Annotated in this window: 13 protein-coding genes and 1 pseudogene; 2 read left to right on the top strand and 12 right to left on the bottom strand. The window is 59.3% G+C overall.

Annotation, left to right across the window (positions count from 1 at the left end; all coding sequences use genetic code 11):
• Positions 1-72: 72 nt before the first annotated feature.
• The 5 genes and pseudogenes from hutU to hutC form a co-directional block, all read right to left on the bottom strand.
• Positions 73-1,773 carry a urocanate hydratase gene (hutU, locus tag RHM55_RS16655; protein WP_322177416.1) on the bottom strand — a complete coding sequence of 567 codons (1,701 nt, stop codon included), beginning with the start codon at positions 1,771-1,773 and terminating at the stop codon, positions 73-75.
• Between the two features lie 493 nt (positions 1,774-2,266).
• Positions 2,267-2,764, bottom strand: a complete 498-nt coding sequence (locus tag RHM55_RS16660) for an Lrp/AsnC family transcriptional regulator (RefSeq protein WP_322177417.1) — start codon at positions 2,762-2,764, stop codon at positions 2,267-2,269.
• Between the two features lie 177 nt (positions 2,765-2,941).
• Positions 2,942-3,847, bottom strand: a pseudogene (gene ctlX / locus RHM55_RS16665) (citrulline utilization hydrolase CtlX); the annotation flags it as partial.
• Positions 3,848-4,035: 188 nt separating this feature from the next.
• Positions 4,036-4,605 carry a HutD family protein gene (locus tag RHM55_RS16670; protein ID WP_322177418.1) on the bottom strand — a complete coding sequence of 190 codons (570 nt, stop codon included), beginning with the start codon at positions 4,603-4,605 and terminating at the stop codon, positions 4,036-4,038.
• On the bottom strand, positions 4,602-5,312 hold the full coding sequence (gene hutC / locus RHM55_RS16675) for a histidine utilization repressor (protein WP_322182988.1): 711 nt from the start codon (positions 5,310-5,312) through the stop codon (positions 4,602-4,604). The genes RHM55_RS16670 and hutC overlap by 4 nt, the downstream gene beginning before the upstream one ends.
• A gap of 202 nt (positions 5,313-5,514) precedes the next feature.
• Between hutC and RHM55_RS16680 the strand changes: the two genes are divergently transcribed.
• Positions 5,515-6,879 (top strand): formimidoylglutamate deiminase, encoded by a 1,365-nt coding sequence (locus RHM55_RS16680; protein ID WP_322177419.1) that lies wholly within the window; start codon positions 5,515-5,517, stop codon positions 6,877-6,879.
• Between the two features lie 105 nt (positions 6,880-6,984).
• Here the strand turns inward: RHM55_RS16680 and RHM55_RS16685 are convergent, their stop codons facing one another.
• The 7 genes from RHM55_RS16685 to RHM55_RS16715 form a co-directional block, all read right to left on the bottom strand.
• Positions 6,985-7,554 carry a lipocalin family protein gene (locus RHM55_RS16685; RefSeq protein ID WP_322177420.1) on the bottom strand — a complete coding sequence of 190 codons (570 nt, stop codon included), beginning with the start codon at positions 7,552-7,554 and terminating at the stop codon, positions 6,985-6,987.
• A gap of 18 nt (positions 7,555-7,572) precedes the next feature.
• Positions 7,573-7,827, bottom strand: coding sequence for a hypothetical protein (locus RHM55_RS16690; RefSeq protein ID WP_322177421.1), 255 nt, complete (start codon positions 7,825-7,827; stop codon positions 7,573-7,575).
• A 122-nt stretch (positions 7,828-7,949) separates the two neighbouring features.
• Positions 7,950-8,552 (bottom strand): DUF924 family protein, encoded by a 603-nt coding sequence (locus tag RHM55_RS16695; protein ID WP_322177422.1) that lies wholly within the window; start codon positions 8,550-8,552, stop codon positions 7,950-7,952.
• 3 nt (positions 8,553-8,555) lie between these two features.
• Entirely contained in the window at positions 8,556-9,566 is a 1,011-nt protein-coding gene (locus RHM55_RS16700; RefSeq protein WP_322177423.1) for a class 1 fructose-bisphosphatase, read from the bottom strand.
• Between the two features lie 144 nt (positions 9,567-9,710).
• Positions 9,711-11,024, bottom strand: coding sequence for a DUF3999 domain-containing protein (locus RHM55_RS16705; protein WP_322182990.1), 1,314 nt, complete (start codon positions 11,022-11,024; stop codon positions 9,711-9,713).
• An 80-nt stretch (positions 11,025-11,104) separates the two neighbouring features.
• Positions 11,105-13,900, bottom strand: a complete 2,796-nt coding sequence (locus RHM55_RS16710) for a DUF2339 domain-containing protein (protein WP_322177424.1) — start codon at positions 13,898-13,900, stop codon at positions 11,105-11,107.
• A 154-nt stretch (positions 13,901-14,054) separates the two neighbouring features.
• Positions 14,055-16,508, bottom strand: coding sequence for a glycogen/starch/alpha-glucan phosphorylase (locus RHM55_RS16715; protein WP_322177425.1), 2,454 nt, complete (start codon positions 16,506-16,508; stop codon positions 14,055-14,057).
• 234 nt (positions 16,509-16,742) lie between these two features.
• Between RHM55_RS16715 and pip the strand changes: the two genes are divergently transcribed.
• On the top strand, positions 16,743-17,714 hold the full coding sequence (gene pip / locus RHM55_RS16720; protein ID WP_322177426.1) for a prolyl aminopeptidase: 972 nt from the start codon (positions 16,743-16,745) through the stop codon (positions 17,712-17,714).
• Positions 17,715-17,717 lie beyond the last annotated feature (3 nt).

The raw sequence follows: 17,717 nt of genomic DNA on the forward strand, positions 1-17,717 counted from the left end.
CTCGGTGTATCAGGCCAGACGCCTTCGCAGCTGGACGCTTAGTTGCACGCCTGCCCCCACAGGTTTATGCGATCAGCGGTTAACCATTGGCAGGTTCAGGCCCTGTTCTTTGGCACAGTCGATAGCGATCTGATAGCCCGCATCCGCGTGGCGCATGACGCCGGTGGCCGGGTCGTTGTGCAGTACGCGGGCGATGCGTTCGGCTGCTTCATCGGTGCCGTCGCAAACAATCACCATGCCCGAATGCTGAGAGAAGCCCATGCCGACGCCGCCGCCGTGGTGCAAGGACACCCAGGTCGCGCCGCTGGCGGTGTTGAGCAAGGCATTGAGCAATGGCCAGTCAGACACGGCATCGGAGCCATCCTGCATGGATTCGGTTTCACGGTTCGGGCTGGCGACCGAGCCTGAGTCCAGGTGGTCACGGCCAATAACGATCGGTGCCGATAGCTCGCCGCTGCGGACCATTTCGTTGAACGCCAGACCAAGCTTGGCGCGCTGGCCCAGCCCGACCCAGCAGATACGTGCCGGCAGACCCTGGAAGGCGATGCGCTCACGGGCCATTTCCAGCCAGTTGTGCAGGTGGGCATCGTCCGGGATCAGTTCCTTGACCTTGGCGTCAGTCTTGTAGATGTCTTGCGGATCGCCCGACAGCGCAGCCCAACGGAACGGACCGATGCCACGGCAGAACAGCGGACGGATATAGGCCGGTACGAAACCTGGGAAGTCGAATGCGTTTTCTACGCCTTCTTCTTGAGCCATCTGACGGATGTTGTTGCCGTAATCGAAGGTCGGCACGCCCATTTTCTGGAAGTCCAGCATGGCGTTGACGTGAACGGCCATGGATTGCTTGGCAGCCTTCACGACGGCCGCTGGCTCGGTCTTGGCGCGAGCGCGGTATTCGTCCCAGGTCCAGCCTATTGGAAGGTAGCCGTTGAGTGGATCGTGGGCGCTGGTCTGGTCAGTGACCATGTCGGGACGCACACCGCGACGGACCATTTCCGGGAGGATTTCAGCGGCGTTACCGCACAGGGCGATGGAGATCGCCTTGCCTTCGGCGGTGTATTTGGCGATGCGTGCCAGTGCGTCGTCGAGGTCAGTAGCCTGCTCGTCGACGTAGCGGGTTTTGAGGCGAAAATCGATGCTGATCTGCTGGCATTCGATGTTCAGCGAGCAGGCACCAGCCAGCGTCGCTGCCAGTGGTTGAGCGCCACCCATGCCGCCCAGCCCTGCAGTCAGTACCCAGCGACCTGTCAGGTTGTCGTTGTAGTGCTGGCGACCGGCTTCGACGAAGGTTTCATAGGTGCCTTGAACGATGCCTTGGCTGCCGATGTAGATCCAGCTGCCGGCGGTCATCTGGCCGTACATGGCCAGGCCCTTGGCATCCAGTTCATTGAAGTGTTCCCAGCTGGCCCAGTGCGGCACCAGGTTGGAGTTGGCGATCAGGACGCGTGGGGCGTTGCTGTGGGTCTTGAACACGCCGACCGGTTTGCCGGATTGAATCAGCAGGGTTTCGTCGTCATTCAGGTTGGTCAGGCTTTCGACGATCTTGTCGTAGCACTCCCAGTTGCGCGCGGCGCGACCGATGCCACCGTAAACCACCAGTTCTTTCGGGTTTTCGGCGACTTCGGGGTCGAGGTTGTTCATCAACATCCGCAGCGGTGCTTCGGTCATCCAGCTTTTAGCCGTCAGTTTGGTGCCACGGGCAGCGCGGACTTCGACGTCACGGTGCTTGGTCCAGGTTTCCGGGGTCCAGTGTTGGGTATTCTCAGTCACGAAAAAACTCCTCAGCGATCAATCCAAACCAGCCCAGGCAGTGGGCAAGCCGGCCTGTGTCGAGCATCTCGAAACAGACGAAACAGGTTTAGCAAGTAAATGGGGCAAGGCATGTGCATCGGGGTTGGGGTGGTTACCGGCTCTCTCTTACGCACACATCTTTACTTGTACATACAAGCATATGCAATCGGAAGACCAACTCGCTTTGCGGGTCGGCAATAAATCTTTAAACCCGCTGTGAGCCTCGAAATAGAAGGGCTGGGCGGATACCAAAAAAGATGAGATTTTTTTGGTCAGGACGTGGGCCTGTTGTGACAAGGTAGTTTTGCGCGGTATTGGGGCGTTTGGTAACAGTTTGCGAGAGGAGGGTGCGCGAGGAGAAACGGTTTGGAGAGAGGGGCTCTACAGGTCAGTCGTAGCGTTTGCACCGTGTTCTCGCCGCTGCGTTGCAATGGAGGACCTTGTGTCCTCCATTGCAACGCAGCGGCGATGACTAATCGTAGTGACTGGCGGTGTTTTTCACGTCAGCCAGCTCTGGGTGGGCGACCAGTTTGTCGATGTGCAGTTCGTCGTTGTTCAGCCAGGTTTCGGTGAGTACCCGGTAGTGCTCCATGTCTCTGCAGCGCATGCGCAAGCTGTAGTCGAACGGACCGCTGATGAGTTGGCATTCGAACACATGCGAGCATGCTTTGACGCACGCTTCGAAGGCTTTCTGGGCGGCCCGCCCGCTCTGATTGGACAGGGCAACCAGCACCAGCAGTGACAGGCCCGGCGAAACGGCTTTGACATCGATGATGGCGCTATAGCCACGAATCACACCGCGCCTTTCAAGCTTGCGTACCCGTTCCAGACAAGGCCTGGGGGTCAGATGAACCAGCGATGAAAGCTTCTCGTAGGTGATCCGTCCGTTATGCCGCAAGACGTCGAGAATGGCTTCATCGATGCGATCCAGGGGGGCTGTGCCAGGAGGTTCGTTATCCTTCGTAACCATTGGTTTTTTCACTTCAATCGGCTGGACAGAAACTGCGTAAGTCGTTCGCTGTTCGGGTGACCATCACTATGGTACGACCTTCCTCAGCCAGCGTCTGTATGACCTGAGGACCTCGCCTACACGCCGCTGTGTGGTAGGAGGGCAAGGATCAGGCGCGTTTTTTTGGGCTATCAGTGTAGGCAGATGAATTTCGGCGAGCATGCAGCGAGCGCTGCCGCCACCAATGCTTTCGATATGGTCGATGTTCACCACCACTGGCTGGGTGTGTCGTTCGATGTGCTGTTGCTGGGCGGGTTCGAGCGATCGCCAGGCACTGCGGGACATTACCAGCAACGCTTGACCGTTCTTGTCGTGCAGTTCAAGCATGTTGCCGGCGAAGGACTCCAACTGATCCCAGTTCAACGTGAGGATCTCTTTGCCGGTGTCATGCAGGGAGTTTTGCAGCGCTGTGCGTTCTTTGAGGTTGGGCAGTGCTTGCAGGCAGACCACCGAAAGGTGGCGGCCGACACTCATCATCACGTTGCTGTGATAGATAGGTGATTGATGGCGGTCGACGGCATGGAACAGGCACAACGTGTAGTTCAGGCGCTCGGCAAATTGGCGCAGGGCATCCGCGTGTGTTCGTCCAGAATGGCAGGCATAGCTAATTCGATGTTCGCGATCAAGCACCATGCTGCCGGTGCCCTCAAGGAAAATGTTCTGCTGCTCCAGCGGGCTGAAGTCGATGGTTTCGCGAATGGCGTAATGCTGGTCGAGTGCTTTCAATACCCCTTTTTGCCGCTCCAGACGTCGATTCTGGCCTTCCATGGGGTAGAGCACGAGACTGCCGTCGGCATGGCTACTCCACCAGTTGTTCGGGAAGATCGAATCCGGGGTATGCGGCGCTGGCGTGTCTTGCACCACCAGCACGTCGACACCGTATTGACGCAAGGTCTCGACATAACCGTCGAACTCTTCCAGCGCTTTATGCTGTGCCTGTTCAGGGTCGCGCGGCGCCCGCTGAAAGCGGTTGTTGATGGCGGTGTCCGGGTTGAAGGCGAACCGCGCCGGGCGGATCATCAAGACGCTGTTGGTGGTTTGCATGGAGCGCGCATCCAAGGGTTGGTTATGCGTCCATCTTGTGCCCGACATCGTTGTAATTCTTGCTGACCTGGCTGGGTTGCCCAGCGGGGATGGCCGAAAAAGGCGGCGCTACAGCCGATTCGGCTGCTAGGGGGAGGGCGACATGAGTCGCGTCGGCCCTTTCGTGAAGAAGGCAACGCCGTTTCGAATCAGATCGCAGTCAGTTCAATCAAACAGCACGAACCGCTGACGGAGATTTCCAGCAGTTCACGGTTACCGTTCAGTTGCAGGCAGTCATGTTTGCCGAGCGTTTCGGTGGTGGTCCCTACGCTGACCCTCAAGCCCTCAGCCACGCTGAAGACCAGCACGGTGCCTGCCGAGGTAAAAAACCGCTGCTTGCTGTCGATCCATTGCAAGCGAGCGGTGTAACGATCCGGCGCATAGATCAGGTTGAAATCACGAATGGCGCCACCGAGCAGCGTGCAGGCCACCTGGCTTTCGCCGCTGAAAGCGAAGGGGTCCAATGGCAGCAGGGGCCGAGTCGTTTGACCGTCCACGTGCAGAGTCATGCCCGCGCCTTGGAGCACGGTAATGATTCGCTGATAGCCGGCGAAGGTGGAGAAACCGCCCGACTCGGCGATGTCGGCAATCGACAGGCGCCAGCCGAAGCCGTCGAGGCCAACACCCGCATCGCGAGTGATTTCCTCCGTACTGCCCCCGCCATTTTTCCACGGCATGCGCGGGTAGCTGGCTGCGCGCAAAACAGTGAGCTGACTCATTTGCTGAAACGTCCTTCCAGTCGATGCCTGGAGCCTGGGTGGATAAGGCGCGCGGCTGTCACTGGCTGGCGCCCGGACCAGGTCCGGCGGCGAATCAGCAGGCAGGGCTCGCCAGGTTCTATTTGCAGCAGTTTGCATTCCAGCGGTTCGGCCAGAATCGCTTCGACCACGTGCTCGCCCTCGGTCAGCGGTGCGACTTGCGACAGGTAGGCGTAGGGCGTTTGCAGGGTGAAGTCCTGCTTGAGGTAGTCGGGCGCGACCAGAGCGTTGACGAAGCGGTCTTCGATTTGCACGGGAATATCGTTTTCGAAGTGCACGATCAGCGAATGAAACACCCGCTGACCTTCACGCATGTCCAGTGCCAGGGCGCGCTCGGAGCCTGCGGCCTCTTCATTGAGGATGATGACCTTGCAGGTGTGACGATGGCCTCGCGAGGCGATCTCATCGGCAATGTTGTGCACTTCGAACAGCGCCGACTGGCTCTTGGGCTCGGCGACGAAAGTGCCCACGCCCTGCATGCGCACCAATAACCCTTCGGCGGTCAGTTCGCGCAAGGCCCGGTTGATGGTCATGCGGCTGAAGCCCAGCTGGGTCACCAGTTCGCTTTCTGACGGCACGCGATGATGTGGCGCCCAGGTTCCGTTCTGGATCTGCTGGGCGATCATATGCTTGACGCGGGCGTACAGAGGCGCCGGACTGTCGCCCATTTGGGCAGCCAGCGAAGAGACGGCAGGCGGAGTCGGCACAGTGAAATCCTTGTTCGATGGGTGATGATTCGGGAAGTGGGTCCATGGCGCAGATGCGCTCAAGCTAACCATTGATCCGACCGACGACAAGCTTGCTGGAGTTTACCGAGCAGGCAAACGTCTGTATATGTATATACAAATAAACACGATGGAGTGTAGAGCCATGTCCGCCTTCTTTGCCGAGCGCGCATTATTGCCCAGTGGTTGGGCCAACAATGTTCGTTTCGACGTCAGCGCCGATGGCCTGCTCACCGGTGTCCAGGTCGATACCGATGCGCAGGGTGCCGAGTTTATCAAGGGGCCGTTGTTGCCGGGTATGCCTAATCTGCATTCGCATGCCTTTCAGCGCGCCATGGCCGGTTTGGCCGAAGTGGCAGGTAACCCGAACGACAGTTTCTGGACCTGGCGCGACCTGATGTACCGTCTGGTCGGGAAGATCAGCCCGGAACAGCTCGGCGTCATTGCTCGCCAGCTGTACATTGAAATGCTCAAGGGCGGTTTTACCTCGGTCGCTGAATTCCATTACGTGCACCAGGACACGTCCGGCAAACCCTACGCCGACCCCGCTGAGTTGGCCCTGCAAATCAGCCAGGCTGCCAGCTTCGCGGGCATTGGCCTGACCCTGCTGCCGGTGCTGTACAGCCATTCCGGTTTCGGTGGCCAGGCGCCTGACGAGGGGCAGCGTCGCTTTATCCACAGCACCGACAGTTATCTGGATCTACAGGCGCGCTTGGGCCCGATTCTGGCTCGGCAGCCCGCGCAGGCATTGGGTCTGTGTTTCCACTCGTTGCGCGCCGTCACTCCGCAACAGATCCGTGACGTGTTGGCCGCCAGCGACAAGCAGTGTCCAGCGCACATTCATATCGCCGAGCAGCAGAAAGAAGTCGAAGACTGCCTGAGCTGGAGCGGGCTTCGTCCGCTGCAATGGCTGTACGAAAATGTCGCTGTGGACTCACGTTGGTGCCTGGTACATGCCACCCATGCCGACCCCGATGAAGTTGCACTGATGGCTGAAAGTCGCGCAGTGGCCGGTTTGTGCCTGACCACCGAAGCAAATCTTGGCGACGGAATCTTCCCTGCGGTGGACTTCATCGCGCAGGGTGGACGCTGGGGGATCGGTTCGGACAGCCATGTGTCACTGAGCGTGGTCGAAGAATTGCGTTGGCTGGAATATGGCCAGCGTCTGCGTGATCAGCGACGTAATCGGTTGCATCGCAGCGATCAGCCAATGGTTGGGCGAACCTTGTACGATGCGGCGCTTGGTGGCGGGGCGCAGGCCTTGGGGCAGGCGATTGGCTCGCTCCAGGTGGGGCAGCGCGCGGACTGGCTGGTGTTGGATGGCAACGATCCCTATCTGGCGACGGCCAGTGGCGACGCGATTCTCAATCGTTGGCTGTTCGCTGGGGGCGATCGGCAGATCCGCGATGTGATGGTCAATGGTCGCTGGGTAGTGCGAGCTGGGCGTCATGCGGGCGAGGAAGAAAGCAGCAGGGCGTTTGCCCAGGTATTGCGGGAATTGCTGGGGTAGTCAGGCGGATCTTATGCGCCTGACATGTCGCCTTCGCGAATAAATCTGCTCCCCCGGCTCAGTTTTCTGCGGGAGCTGATTTATCCGCGAAGCGGTTCATACGGTCTATTTTCCGACAGGTTTGGCGATTTTCGAATCATCAACGCGCCAGATCAGCTTACTGGTGTCGTAACCCTGCTGACGTGCTTTGGCCAGCAGCTCCTCGCGCGTTGCATCGGACACCCGCGTGTTGCGCGACAGTAGCCACAGGTATTTGCGGTTCGGGTTACCTACCACCGCAGTTTTGTAGTCATCGCTGACATACAGCACCCAGTAACCACCCTTGGCGACGCCCGGTAGCAACCGGGAAAACCAGGTATCGAACTCCACCCAGAGCTTGTCGGTTTTATCAGGGACTTGCGGCGACGCTGTGCCGTGCACTTCTTCCCACTTACCCTCAAGTGTCCGACAGCGGTTGGTCACGCCCACGTTGCCATCGTCTTCAAGGATGTAATGGGCTTCGGATTGCGCACAATTGCGTTGGAAAAACATCGGCATCCGCGCCAACTCATACCAGGTCCCCTGGTAACGCTTGAGGTCAACATGATCGACCGTCTTGGGTTCGATCAGCTCGATCGAGGAGTTGGCGCACCCTGCCAGCAATAGACCCGCCAGCATCCCTATCCATAAACGCATAAGGCTCTCCTTTCAGGCTTACTTCAGGCCCTGGCCGGAAAACATCAGCACCTTGTCGCCTGCGTATTGCACGCTGATAAAGGTCTTCTGATCGCCCCATGTGCAGCTAGACATGCCCAGCGCGCCGGAGCAATCAGTCGGGCTGCCCAGCAGCTTTTCGACTTCGGCCTTGGGCATCCCTGAGGAGATTTTCGAATAATTTTCCTGAGTGACTTTACTGCACGCAGCCAACAGCACACAAAACGACAACAACGCGAGGGTACGCAGAGACATGAGTGAAGCTCCTGAACAGTAGGGGGCGGCGCTACAGCGTGTAGGACGCTGGCGAATTGCCAATAGGTTAGAAGAGAAATACGCGATCTGGTTCCCGTGGGCGGCAGGGATTTATATCTCGCTTAAAATCGCGACCCAGGCTCTTTCAAAAACACCCGTTCTTCAGCTGTTGATGTACGTCCAAGGATTTGATTGCGGTGGGGGAAACGCGAGAAACGGGCAATGACCCTTTGATGCTTTTTGGCGTAATCAAGTTGGTCGGCGAAGACGTCATGATCCGTGGCCGATTGCTGGTGGAACAGTTCGGTAAAGTGGGCAACGGCTTGATCCTGCATCTCCAGGTCTTCACTGTGTTCCAGCACCAGGTAGATGAATGATCGCTGGATCGGCAGCAAATGCTGGTCGCGGCCCAGTTTCAGGCCGTGTTCGACCAATGCCTGGGCGCGTTGATCGCCTGCAAACGCCTTGGGCGTATCGCGATAAATCATGCGCGGGAGTTGATCGAGGAGCAGTACCAGTGCAAGCCAGCCTTGAGGGGATTCGGCCCATTCGGACAGCCCTCCCGCCAATGCGTGTTCGACCTGTACAGCGAAACGTTCGCGCGCATCGCTGTCCTGGCTTTTCTTCTTGCCGAACCAAAGCGGGCCCTTGGCCTTTACCACGTTGGTTGGTGATTCGGCTGAACCGAACCACCATTCAAGCAGCGGATGCCAGGGCGCGTACATGGCTTAGACGTTGTGATAAGACGTGGCGCGCTCGACTTCTTCCTTGGAACCCAGGAAGACCGCGACACGCTGGTGCAGGCCTTCAGGCTGGATGTCGAGGATGCGCTGATGGCCGTCGGTGGACATGCCGCCCGCCTGTTCTACGATGAACGACATCGGGTTGGCTTCGTACATCAGGCGCAGCTTGCCTGGCTTGGACGGGTCACGGCTGTCACGTGGGTACATGAACATGCCGCCACGGGTCAGGATGCGATGCACGTCGGCAACCATGGCTGCGATCCAGCGCATGTTGTAGTTCTTTTTCAGCGGGCCGTCTTCGCCAGCCAGCAGTTCGTCGACGTAGCGTTTGACCGGAGCTTCCCAGTGACGCGCGTTGGACATGTTGATGGCAAATTCCTGGGTGGTCTCAGGGATCCGCATGTCTTCGTGGGTCAGCACGAAGCTGCCCAGCTCGCGATCGAGGGTGAAGCCTTTGACGCCGTCGCCCAGGGTCAGGACCAACATGGTTTGCGGGCCGTAGATCGCGTAACCGGCAGCAACTTGCTGGGTGCCCGGTTGCAGGAAAGCTTTCTCGCTCAGGTTGTCGTTCTGGCTCAGGTGACCGCTCGGGCAACGCAGCACCGAGAAGATGGTGCCGACCGACACGTTGACGTCAATGTTCGAGGAACCGTCCAATGGGTCGAATACCAGCAGGTACGCGCCTTTTGGGTACTTGCCGGGAATCTGGTAGGCATTGTCCATTTCTTCGGACGCCATGCCGGCCAGGTGACCGCCCCATTCGTTGGCTTCGAGCAGAATGTCGTTGGAGATCACGTCGAGCTTTTTCTGCACTTCGCCCTGTACGTTTTCAGTGTTCATGCTGCCGAGCACACCGCCCAGCGCGCCTTTGGAGACGGCGTGGCTGATTTCCTTGCATGCGCGTGCTACCACTTCGATAAGGAAGCGCAGATCGGCAGGAGTGTTGTTGCTGCGGGTCTGCTCAATCAAATAGCGACTTAGGGTAACGCGGGACATGGAGAGCTCCGAAGTGGGGGATAAAAACCCGCACAGTTTAGCGCGAGTGGACACGTAATACTCCAGTCAGACCGGGTTCTGGCCCATAGAGTTCACATGTCGGTTGAGAGTAGCCTCAAAACGGCAACAAGCAGGTGACCCTGCTCAAGATTTTGCCGAGGGCGTGCGCAACAGGCTCACTGCCATCCAGCCAAGGAAAACGACGCCCAGCAACAACACTGCCCATAAACCGGTGCGCTTCCAGTCCGTGCCTTTCACGGCCGGTGTTGGCGTGCGTGCGATGACCACGGGTGAGGCCGCCGGTTGCGCAATGCCCAGTGATGCGAGCACCTGCGGTTGATAATCGGGGATCAGCGTGGACAGCGGCAAGTCTGCCGCCCGCGCCGCCGTGTTACCAATGGCGAGAGTATACGGCCCTGCACCTTTGGCCAGGAACACCAGTTGCGTGGCGCGGACTGCGAAACGCAGTTGTGGGGCCGCAGTGCCCAGACCGCCGCCACGCTCATCCACATCGAGCTTGAATTGCTGCACGGTACGGCCAGCCAGCTGTAACTCATCCTGCAGCACGTCCTGACCATTCTGTGTCAGTCGATACAACAAGCCGCCGCCCACGATTTGCCACGGGGCGTTGCTGTCGAGGCGCGCCGACAGGGTGGCCGGTGCCAGACTGTTGGCCTGGCTGATGTCGACCTTTACGCGCTCCACGGCTAGATCAATGGGCAATTGCCAGCTGTATTCGCCCGGTTTGACGGTGCTGCCCGCCAGCGGTTGTGACCAGACCAAAGGCTGCGGCAGGTGGTCGGGGCTGGCGCTGATCAATTGCGCGGAGGTCAGTGTCGGTGCGGAGTTCGGGGTGTTCCACAGCAAACGCAGGTAGCGCGCCGGTTGGCCGGGTAGAGTGACTTCGCGTTGCTCGATCACTTCATCGGCAAACGACAGTCGTGCAACCTGGCCCTCGCCCCAGGATTGCCAGTGCTGCAGATCGTTACTGGCCTCGATACTGAAGCGCTGAAAACCTTCCCGTTCGGTGTTCCAGTCAAGAATCAACTGCTCCAGCGGGGCCTTGATCTCGCTGGTGTCGAGCAGCCAACCGCGCAGTACTTCTTCGCCGGCTTCGATTTCGCCTTGTGGTTGCACTTCAACCAGCGTGCCGCTGGCGGTGCGCTCGACCCGAATCGTAGGCACTGCATCACTGGCATCGGCGGCGTCATAGAGGGCAAACCACTTAACCGGGATCGGCGTCTGGTTTTCCCGGCGCTGAACGTCGCTATGGGTCAGTGAGTACGCCAGTGCCTGGCCCTCAGCGTTGAAAACGCGAACGTCACCCAGACCGGCCTGACGCGCACCCAGTTGTACCGCCAGCGGTAGTTCAAGGCGATACCACGGGCCATTACCGCTCAAGGTCAACGGTACCTGACTAGCGAAATCAGTCGGTTTTTCCTGCGCATGGGCGGACATCGTTGCGAAGAGGGCCGCACATAACGCCGCGCCAAATACGGCGCGGATGAAGGTTGACTGACAGCTCAAGAATGAGTTCCTCATACGATGGTCCTAGTCGGATCGGGCGTAGATTTTTTAGAGGGCAAAGGCATCGGCGACGAAGGTCCGGGCGGCAAGGGAGAGAAATATCCCACTACCAATAGCAACACGCCAACCCCGATGAACGACACGATACGCGCCAGTCCACCGCGGTTGCTCAGTTCGACGAAGAACAGCTTGGCGACCACCACACCGATCAGTGTGGCGCCAACGATCCAGATATCACGTCGGCCGCGCAGGTGTCCGCCAACCATCAGTGCTAAGGCCATCAAGGTCCAGACAATCGACAGACCGGCTTGCACCCTCATCGAATCCAGCAATTCATCCAACTGATAGGGCACGCCACTCCAATGGTGGGCCGTGCGCATGACCATCCCAGTGAACAGGGCGAATAAGCTAGCCCCTGCTACCACCTGTGCCACTCGCTGCGCGCGATCATGGGCGATACCGAGTTGAGGCAATCGGCTGCGCGCCCAGACGAATACCCCGGCCAATGCGAGCAACAGGCCCAATTCCAGCGGATTGAGCAGTGGCAGATAGGCCAGCGGTGCGGCGGCACCGTCGCTGACGATGTTCGCCAGCCAGAACCAGATCAACATCAGCAGCGCCAAGGGGGCAGCGGCCCAGACCCGGTATTCACGGGGATAGGCCTCGATGGGCCACGGCAGTGCGCGGGGCGCAGCCATCAATAGCAAATAGGTGCTCGGCAGCAACGCCCAGCCCAGCCAGCGCCATGCGTTGTAGTGTTCGGACAATGTCATCAAGCCGAAGCGCAACTCCAGCGCCAACACGCCGATGATCAGCCAGCAACCCAAGACATGTGCCGCGCTGACCACCCAGCTCGGCAGTGTGCCCGCCAGGTGCCGCAGCGACAGCAGATGTACGACGAACACCGCGCCCCACGCCAGCCAACCCCAGTAGGCTGCCGGGTGATAGCTGGCGTTCAGCGCGAGCAGCAATAGCAAGGTGCAGGCCGGGGTCAGCAGAGTACAAAGCACTGCCAGTGCCGACCAGTGCAGTCGCAGGGCGAGGACCGTCCATAGCGCGACGCTGACAGCCGCGAGGCATAGCAACGTGGGTATTTGCAATTCGGTCGGTGCGAATCGTTGTGCGCCGTTGACCAGTGCCACAGCCCACCAACCCACTCCCCACGCCAGCAGCAATGCGCTCAGACGCTGCAGATTCATGGTTTTCATGGGGATTGCATTGACTGGGCTCAGGCGTTGCTGGAGCCACGCGCTGAGCATCGCGGCCAGCGCGAGGACCATCGGCGTCCAGGCATCGCGATGGGCCAGTAAAGTGGTGTCGGTTCGATACAGGTCGCCCTGTAGGTCGCCGAACAGCGCGAGGCCTGCTCCCAGCTGCAACAGCAGGCCGAAAGCGCGTGCCAGCACTCGTTGCTGACGCAAGCCCAGCCAGAAAACGGCCGCGCCTTCCAGGGCCCACGCGGCCGAGGTCCAGCGTGCATCCAGCCCGAGGGGTATCGCCAATGACGCGAATACCACACCCAGTGCCAGGCAGGTCTCCACTAACAGTAAGGCGCGTCCCGGCGCCCGGCCGGACAGCAGGCGCGCCAGGCCTATATAGAGCATTCCCATTACCAGCGCGCTGTAGGCGGGAGCGAACTCCATGTGTTGGACCAGCGCGAACTGCAGGCCGAAACCGACAATCGGTGGGCCGAACAAGATACTGCCGTCGACGTAGTCACCCTGGCGAGCTGACCAGCGCAATATCGCTTCGCGGCTATCGTCTTCGGGCGCGGTGCTCAGCTCTTGCAGTTTGCGTCGAGCGAACAGCAGACCAATCGCCAGATACATCAGGAAAAACACGATCAGAAACGGCTCGGTGCTCCAGAACAATGCGGGCGTGTATGCCTGCAGGCCCCAGACGAAACCGATGCCGAAGGTGCCGACAAAACCGATCAGGTTCAGTAGGCGCCAGGCCTTGAACCAGGCGATGGCAAAAATCCCGGCATTGAGCAGTGCGAAGTAACTGAACAGGGCTACATGGCTGCCAGCGCCGGTAGACGTCAGCAGCGGTGCGGCGAATCCTCCGAGTGCCGCCGCCGCAGCCAGACCCAGTGCGTCCTGTTTTACCGCGAGGATCGCCGAGAACACCGTCACCACCACCAGCAGGCCGAACGCCATGTTCGGGTCGAGCAACGCATTCAAACGCATGGCGGCAAATACCGTCAGGTACAGCACGCCGACCCCCGCGCCCTGCAGGACCAATGCGTAATTACGGTTGCGCTGTCGTAGCCACCAGCCCAGCGCCAGCAATGCCAAGGCGCAGGCGGCAACGGCGGCGTAGCGGGCTTCCAGTGGAATGACCACACCTTCAGTGGCGTAGCGCAGCAAAAAGGCCAGCCCGAGGAACAGCAGCAGCACCCCGACCCGCAGCACGGTATTACCGCCCAGCAGCCAGTTACGTACGCCGGCTAATGCGCGCTCGATCATGTTTGGGGTTGCCGGCGTAGAAACCGGGTTCGGCGTTGCTGTTGGCTGGGTCCATTCGTCGTCGACGGGCAGATCCCAAGTCAATTCGGTGGCTGCTTCAAGGGCGGGGGGCACACTGACAAGTGGCTGAGCCGCAGGCGCCGGGATTTCAGCGTTGCCAGGAGCAGATTCGAGGAGGGTAAGGCGTTGCTGAACCGCCTCGAGCTGACGGCCAAGCAGGGTCATACAAATGGCCTGTCCAAGACCAAGCCCGGCGAGTGCGCCGATTGCAGCACCCACGAAAGACTCGTCCAGGTAACCACCCAGCACGAGACCGACCAGCAGGAGAATCCATTGCACGCGTTGACATCCCTTTATGCGGCTTGCCTGGAGTATATCGGTCCAGGCCGTCGGGGACATGATTTGTAGCGGAGGTCGGCGATGAATTCACTCGAGAAGACGGCACGCCGGGTAATCCGTGTCAGGCCATTCGCGAGTGAGTTCACCCACAGATTTATTCCTCCAACGCTTTCCAGATGTCGTTCGAATATTCGCGAATGGTTCGGTCCGACGAGAACCAGCCCATCCGTGAAGTATTGAGCACCGCTGAGCGCCACCACTGTTTAGGGTCGTGCCACAGTGTCTGGACCTTGCCTTGAGCCTCCCAATAGGACTCGAAGTCGGCGCACACCAAAAAGCGGTCGTAAGCGATCAATTGATCGATCAGGCCGACATAGCGGTTTGGATCATCCGGTGAGAATACCCCGCCCCGGATCGCTTCCAGCACATCATTGAGCCGCGGTGAACTCGCGATATCGCCAGTGGCACTGTAATCGCCGGCGCGTTTTCGTGCTTCGACCTGCTGCGACGTCAGGCCGAAGATGAACATGTGCTCAAGTCCGATTCGCTCGCTCATTTCCACGTTGGCACCATCAAGGGTGCCGATGGTCAGTGCGCCATTGAGGCCGAATTTCATGTTGCTGGTGCCCGAGGCCTCCAGGCCTGCGGTGGAGATCTGCTCCGAGAGGTCGGCGGCCGGGATAATACTTTCTGCCAGGCTGACGTTGTAGTTGGGTATGAACACCACTTTGAGCAAGCCGCGCACGGTGGGGTCGTTGTTTACGGTGCGAGCGATGTCATTGGTCAGTTTGATGATCAACTTGGCCGTGTGATAACTGGCGGCTGCCTTGCCGGCAAAAATTTTCACCCGCGGCACCCAGTTAATCTCCGGTTCGGCCCGCATTGCCTGATACAGCGCGATGGTGTGGAACAGGTTCAACAGTTGGCGTTTGTATTCGTGGATGCGTTTGACCTGAACGTCGAACATCGCCGTTGGGTCGACCATGATTCCCAGCCGCTCATGAATGAGGGTCGCCAAGGCTTGCTTGCTCTTCAGGCGCTGAGCGGCAAATTGTTGGCGGAACGCTTCCTTCTCGGCGAACGGCTCTAACTCGATCAGGCGTGATTCAGCATTATCCAGAACGTCTGCACCCAGGGCCTCGACCAGCATGCGGGTCAATGGCGGGTTGGCCTGATGCAGCCAGCGCCTAAAGGTGATGCCGTTGGTTTTGTTGTTGATCCGCTCGGGATATAGCTTGTGCAATTCGGCGAACACGGTCTTGCGCATCAATTGGGTGTGCAGCGCCGACACGCCATTCACACTGTGCGAACCCAGAAACGCCAGGTTACCCATGCGCACGCGGCGGCCGTTGTCCTCTTCGATCAGCGAGACTGCGCGCAGCACTTCAAAGTCGTGAATGCCTTTGGCCCGCAATTCGTCGATGTGCAGGGCGTTGATCAGGTAAATGATCTGCATGTGCCGCGGCAGCATCCGCTCCATCAGGCCAACCGACCAAGTTTCCAGCGCCTCGGGAAGCAAGGTGTGGTTGGTGTAGGCCAGGGTGTCGACGGTGATCTTCCAGGCCGAATCCCATGGGATGCCGTGGGTATCGATCAACAAACGCATCAACTCGGCAACGGCGATCGAAGGGTGCGTGTCGTTCATCTGGATCGCGGCGTGATCGGCCAGCGAGTGCAGGGATTCGTGCATGTTCAGGTGGCGTCGCAGCAAATCCTGCAGCGACGCGGAAACGAAGAAGTATTCCTGGCGCAGGCGCAGTTCCTGACCGGCTTCGGTGCTGTCGTTGGGGTACAGCACACGGGAAATACTTTCTGCGCGAACGACTTCGGCTACCGCACCAAAGTGATCGCCGGCATTGAAGCGTTCAAGGTGCAGGTCCTCGACCGCCCGTGCCCGCCACAAGCGCAGAGTATTGACGCTCGATCCGCGCCAGCCGACCACCGGGGTGTCGTAAGCAACGGCGCGCACAACTTCCGCCGGACGCCAGACCTGGCGTTGCTCGCCCGCTTCATTGACCAGCGTCTCGACGCTGCCGCCGAAGCCGATCGGGTAAATCACCTCGGCACGCTCGAACTCCCAAGGGTTACCGAAGTCCAGCCAGTTCTCGGTTTGCTCTTGTTGCCAGCCATCGACCACGGCTTGACGGAACAAGCCATGCTCGTAACGAATACCGTAACCATGGGACGCGACACCGAGGGTCGACATGCTCTCCATGAAGCAGGCAGCCAGACGACCGAGACCGCCGTTGCCCAGCGCGGCATCCGGTTCGAGCAAGCGAATGCGCTCGATGTCCACGCCCAGCTCAGTCATGGCTTCACGAGCGATGTCCAGCAGGCCAAGGTTGCTCAGGCTGTCGTAGAGCAGTCGGCCGATCAGGAACTCGAGAGACAGGTAATAAACCCGTTTCTGGCCTTTACGGTAAATCTGTCGGGTGTGGTCCATCCAATGCTCGACCATATGGTCGCGGGCGGCCAGGGCGATTGCTTCGAACCAGTCATGGTCAAACGCGTGATCTGGATCTTTACCCACCGCATAAGTGAGTTTTTCGAGTACAGCGGCACGGAAAGCGGCCACCTCGGCGTCACGAACAAGCGGTTCCTCTGACATCAATACGACCTCTAACGAGCAGACGAATAGGAAGCTGGATGATTAACTCTAGATGGTTCGACACGGGTCTGTCTTTCTGGTTCGCGGGTAATTGCAATTGATGAAAACCCTGCATTGATCGTTCCATCGCGAGCAACCCTTCTCTCTCTGGGGGCATGATCATTCTTCGATTCGGGTTTATGATGCTCCACGGCAAAATAAATAGAAGCCCCTGACCGCCCCTTTGGAGCACCTATGCAGACTTTGTACCCGCAGATCAAACCTTACGCCCGGCACGATCTGGCCGTGGAAAAGCCTCATGTGCTGTACGTCGATGAAAGCGGTTCGCCCGAAGGTTTGCCAGTGGTTTTCATCCACGGCGGGCCGGGTGCGGGTTGCGATGCCCAGAGCCGTCGGTTTTTTGACCCGAATATGTACCGCATTATTACCTTCGATCAGCGCGGTTGTGGGCGCTCCACCCCCCACGCCAGCCTGGAAAACAATACCACTTGGCATTTGGTCGAAGACCTGGAACGTATTCGTCTGCACCTGGGGATCGAAAAATGGGTGCTGTTCGGCGGCTCCTGGGGTTCGACCCTGGCATTGGCTTACGCTCAGACCCATCCGGAACGCGTCCATGCCTTGATCCTGCGGGGCATCTTTTTGTGCCGGCCACAGGAAATCAACTGGTTCTACCAGGCGGGTGCCAGCCGCTTGTTTCCCGATTATTGGCAGGACTACCTGGCGCCGATTCCGCTGGATGAGCGCCATGACTTGCTGGGCGCCTTCCACAAACGCCTGACGGGCAGCGATCAGATCGCCCAGATGCACGCCGCCAAAGCCTGGTCCACCTGGGAAGGGCGCACGGCGACGCTACGGCCGAATCCGATGGTGGTGGATCGCTTCTCGGAACCGCAGCGCGCGTTGTCTATCGCCCGCATCGAATGCCATTACTTCACCAACAACGCGTTCCTCGAAGAGAATCAGTTGATTCGCGATATGCCCAGGATTGCTCATTTGCCGGGCATCATCGTGCATGGCCGCTACGATGTGATCTGCCCACTGGACAACGCCTGGGAGCTGCATCAAGCCTGGCCCAACAGTGAACTGCAGGTGATCCGCGATGCAGGTCATGCGGCATCCGAGCCGGGCATTACCGATGCGTTGGTGCGCGCAGCCAGCCAGATTGCCCGTCGGTTGCTCGATCTGCCGCCCGAAGAAGCGTGAAAG

Source organism: Pseudomonas sp. MH9.2 (genome assembly GCF_034353875.1).
Taxonomy (GTDB): domain Bacteria; phylum Pseudomonadota; class Gammaproteobacteria; order Pseudomonadales; family Pseudomonadaceae; genus Aquipseudomonas.

What these genes read in the sequence shown, in the direction of transcription:
- RHM55_RS16660 (WP_322177417.1), bottom strand. Translation starts at nt 2,764, where the DNA reads ATGGTTACGAAGGATAACGAACCTCCTGGCACAGCCCCCCTGGATCGC.
- RHM55_RS16670 (WP_322177418.1), bottom strand. Translation starts at nt 4,605, where the DNA reads ATGAGTCAGCTCACTGTTTTGCGCGCAGCCAGCTACCCGCGCATGCCG.
- hutC (WP_322182988.1), bottom strand. Translation starts at nt 5,312, where the DNA reads ATGGGCGACAGTCCGGCGCCTCTGTACGCCCGCGTCAAGCATATGATC.
- RHM55_RS16680 (WP_322177419.1), top strand. Translation starts at nt 5,515, where the DNA reads ATGTCCGCCTTCTTTGCCGAGCGCGCATTATTGCCCAGTGGTTGGGCC.
- RHM55_RS16685 (WP_322177420.1), bottom strand. Translation starts at nt 7,554, where the DNA reads ATGCGTTTATGGATAGGGATGCTGGCGGGTCTATTGCTGGCAGGGTGC.
- RHM55_RS16690 (WP_322177421.1), bottom strand. Translation starts at nt 7,827, where the DNA reads ATGTCTCTGCGTACCCTCGCGTTGTTGTCGTTTTGTGTGCTGTTGGCT.
- RHM55_RS16695 (WP_322177422.1), bottom strand. Translation starts at nt 8,552, where the DNA reads ATGTACGCGCCCTGGCATCCGCTGCTTGAATGGTGGTTCGGTTCAGCC.
- RHM55_RS16700 (WP_322177423.1), bottom strand. Translation starts at nt 9,566, where the DNA reads ATGTCCCGCGTTACCCTAAGTCGCTATTTGATTGAGCAGACCCGCAGC.
- RHM55_RS16705 (WP_322182990.1), bottom strand. Translation starts at nt 11,024, where the DNA reads ATGTCCGCCCATGCGCAGGAAAAACCGACTGATTTCGCTAGTCAGGTA.
- RHM55_RS16715 (WP_322177425.1), bottom strand. Translation starts at nt 16,508, where the DNA reads ATGTCAGAGGAACCGCTTGTTCGTGACGCCGAGGTGGCCGCTTTCCGT.
- pip (WP_322177426.1), top strand. Translation starts at nt 16,743, where the DNA reads ATGCAGACTTTGTACCCGCAGATCAAACCTTACGCCCGGCACGATCTG.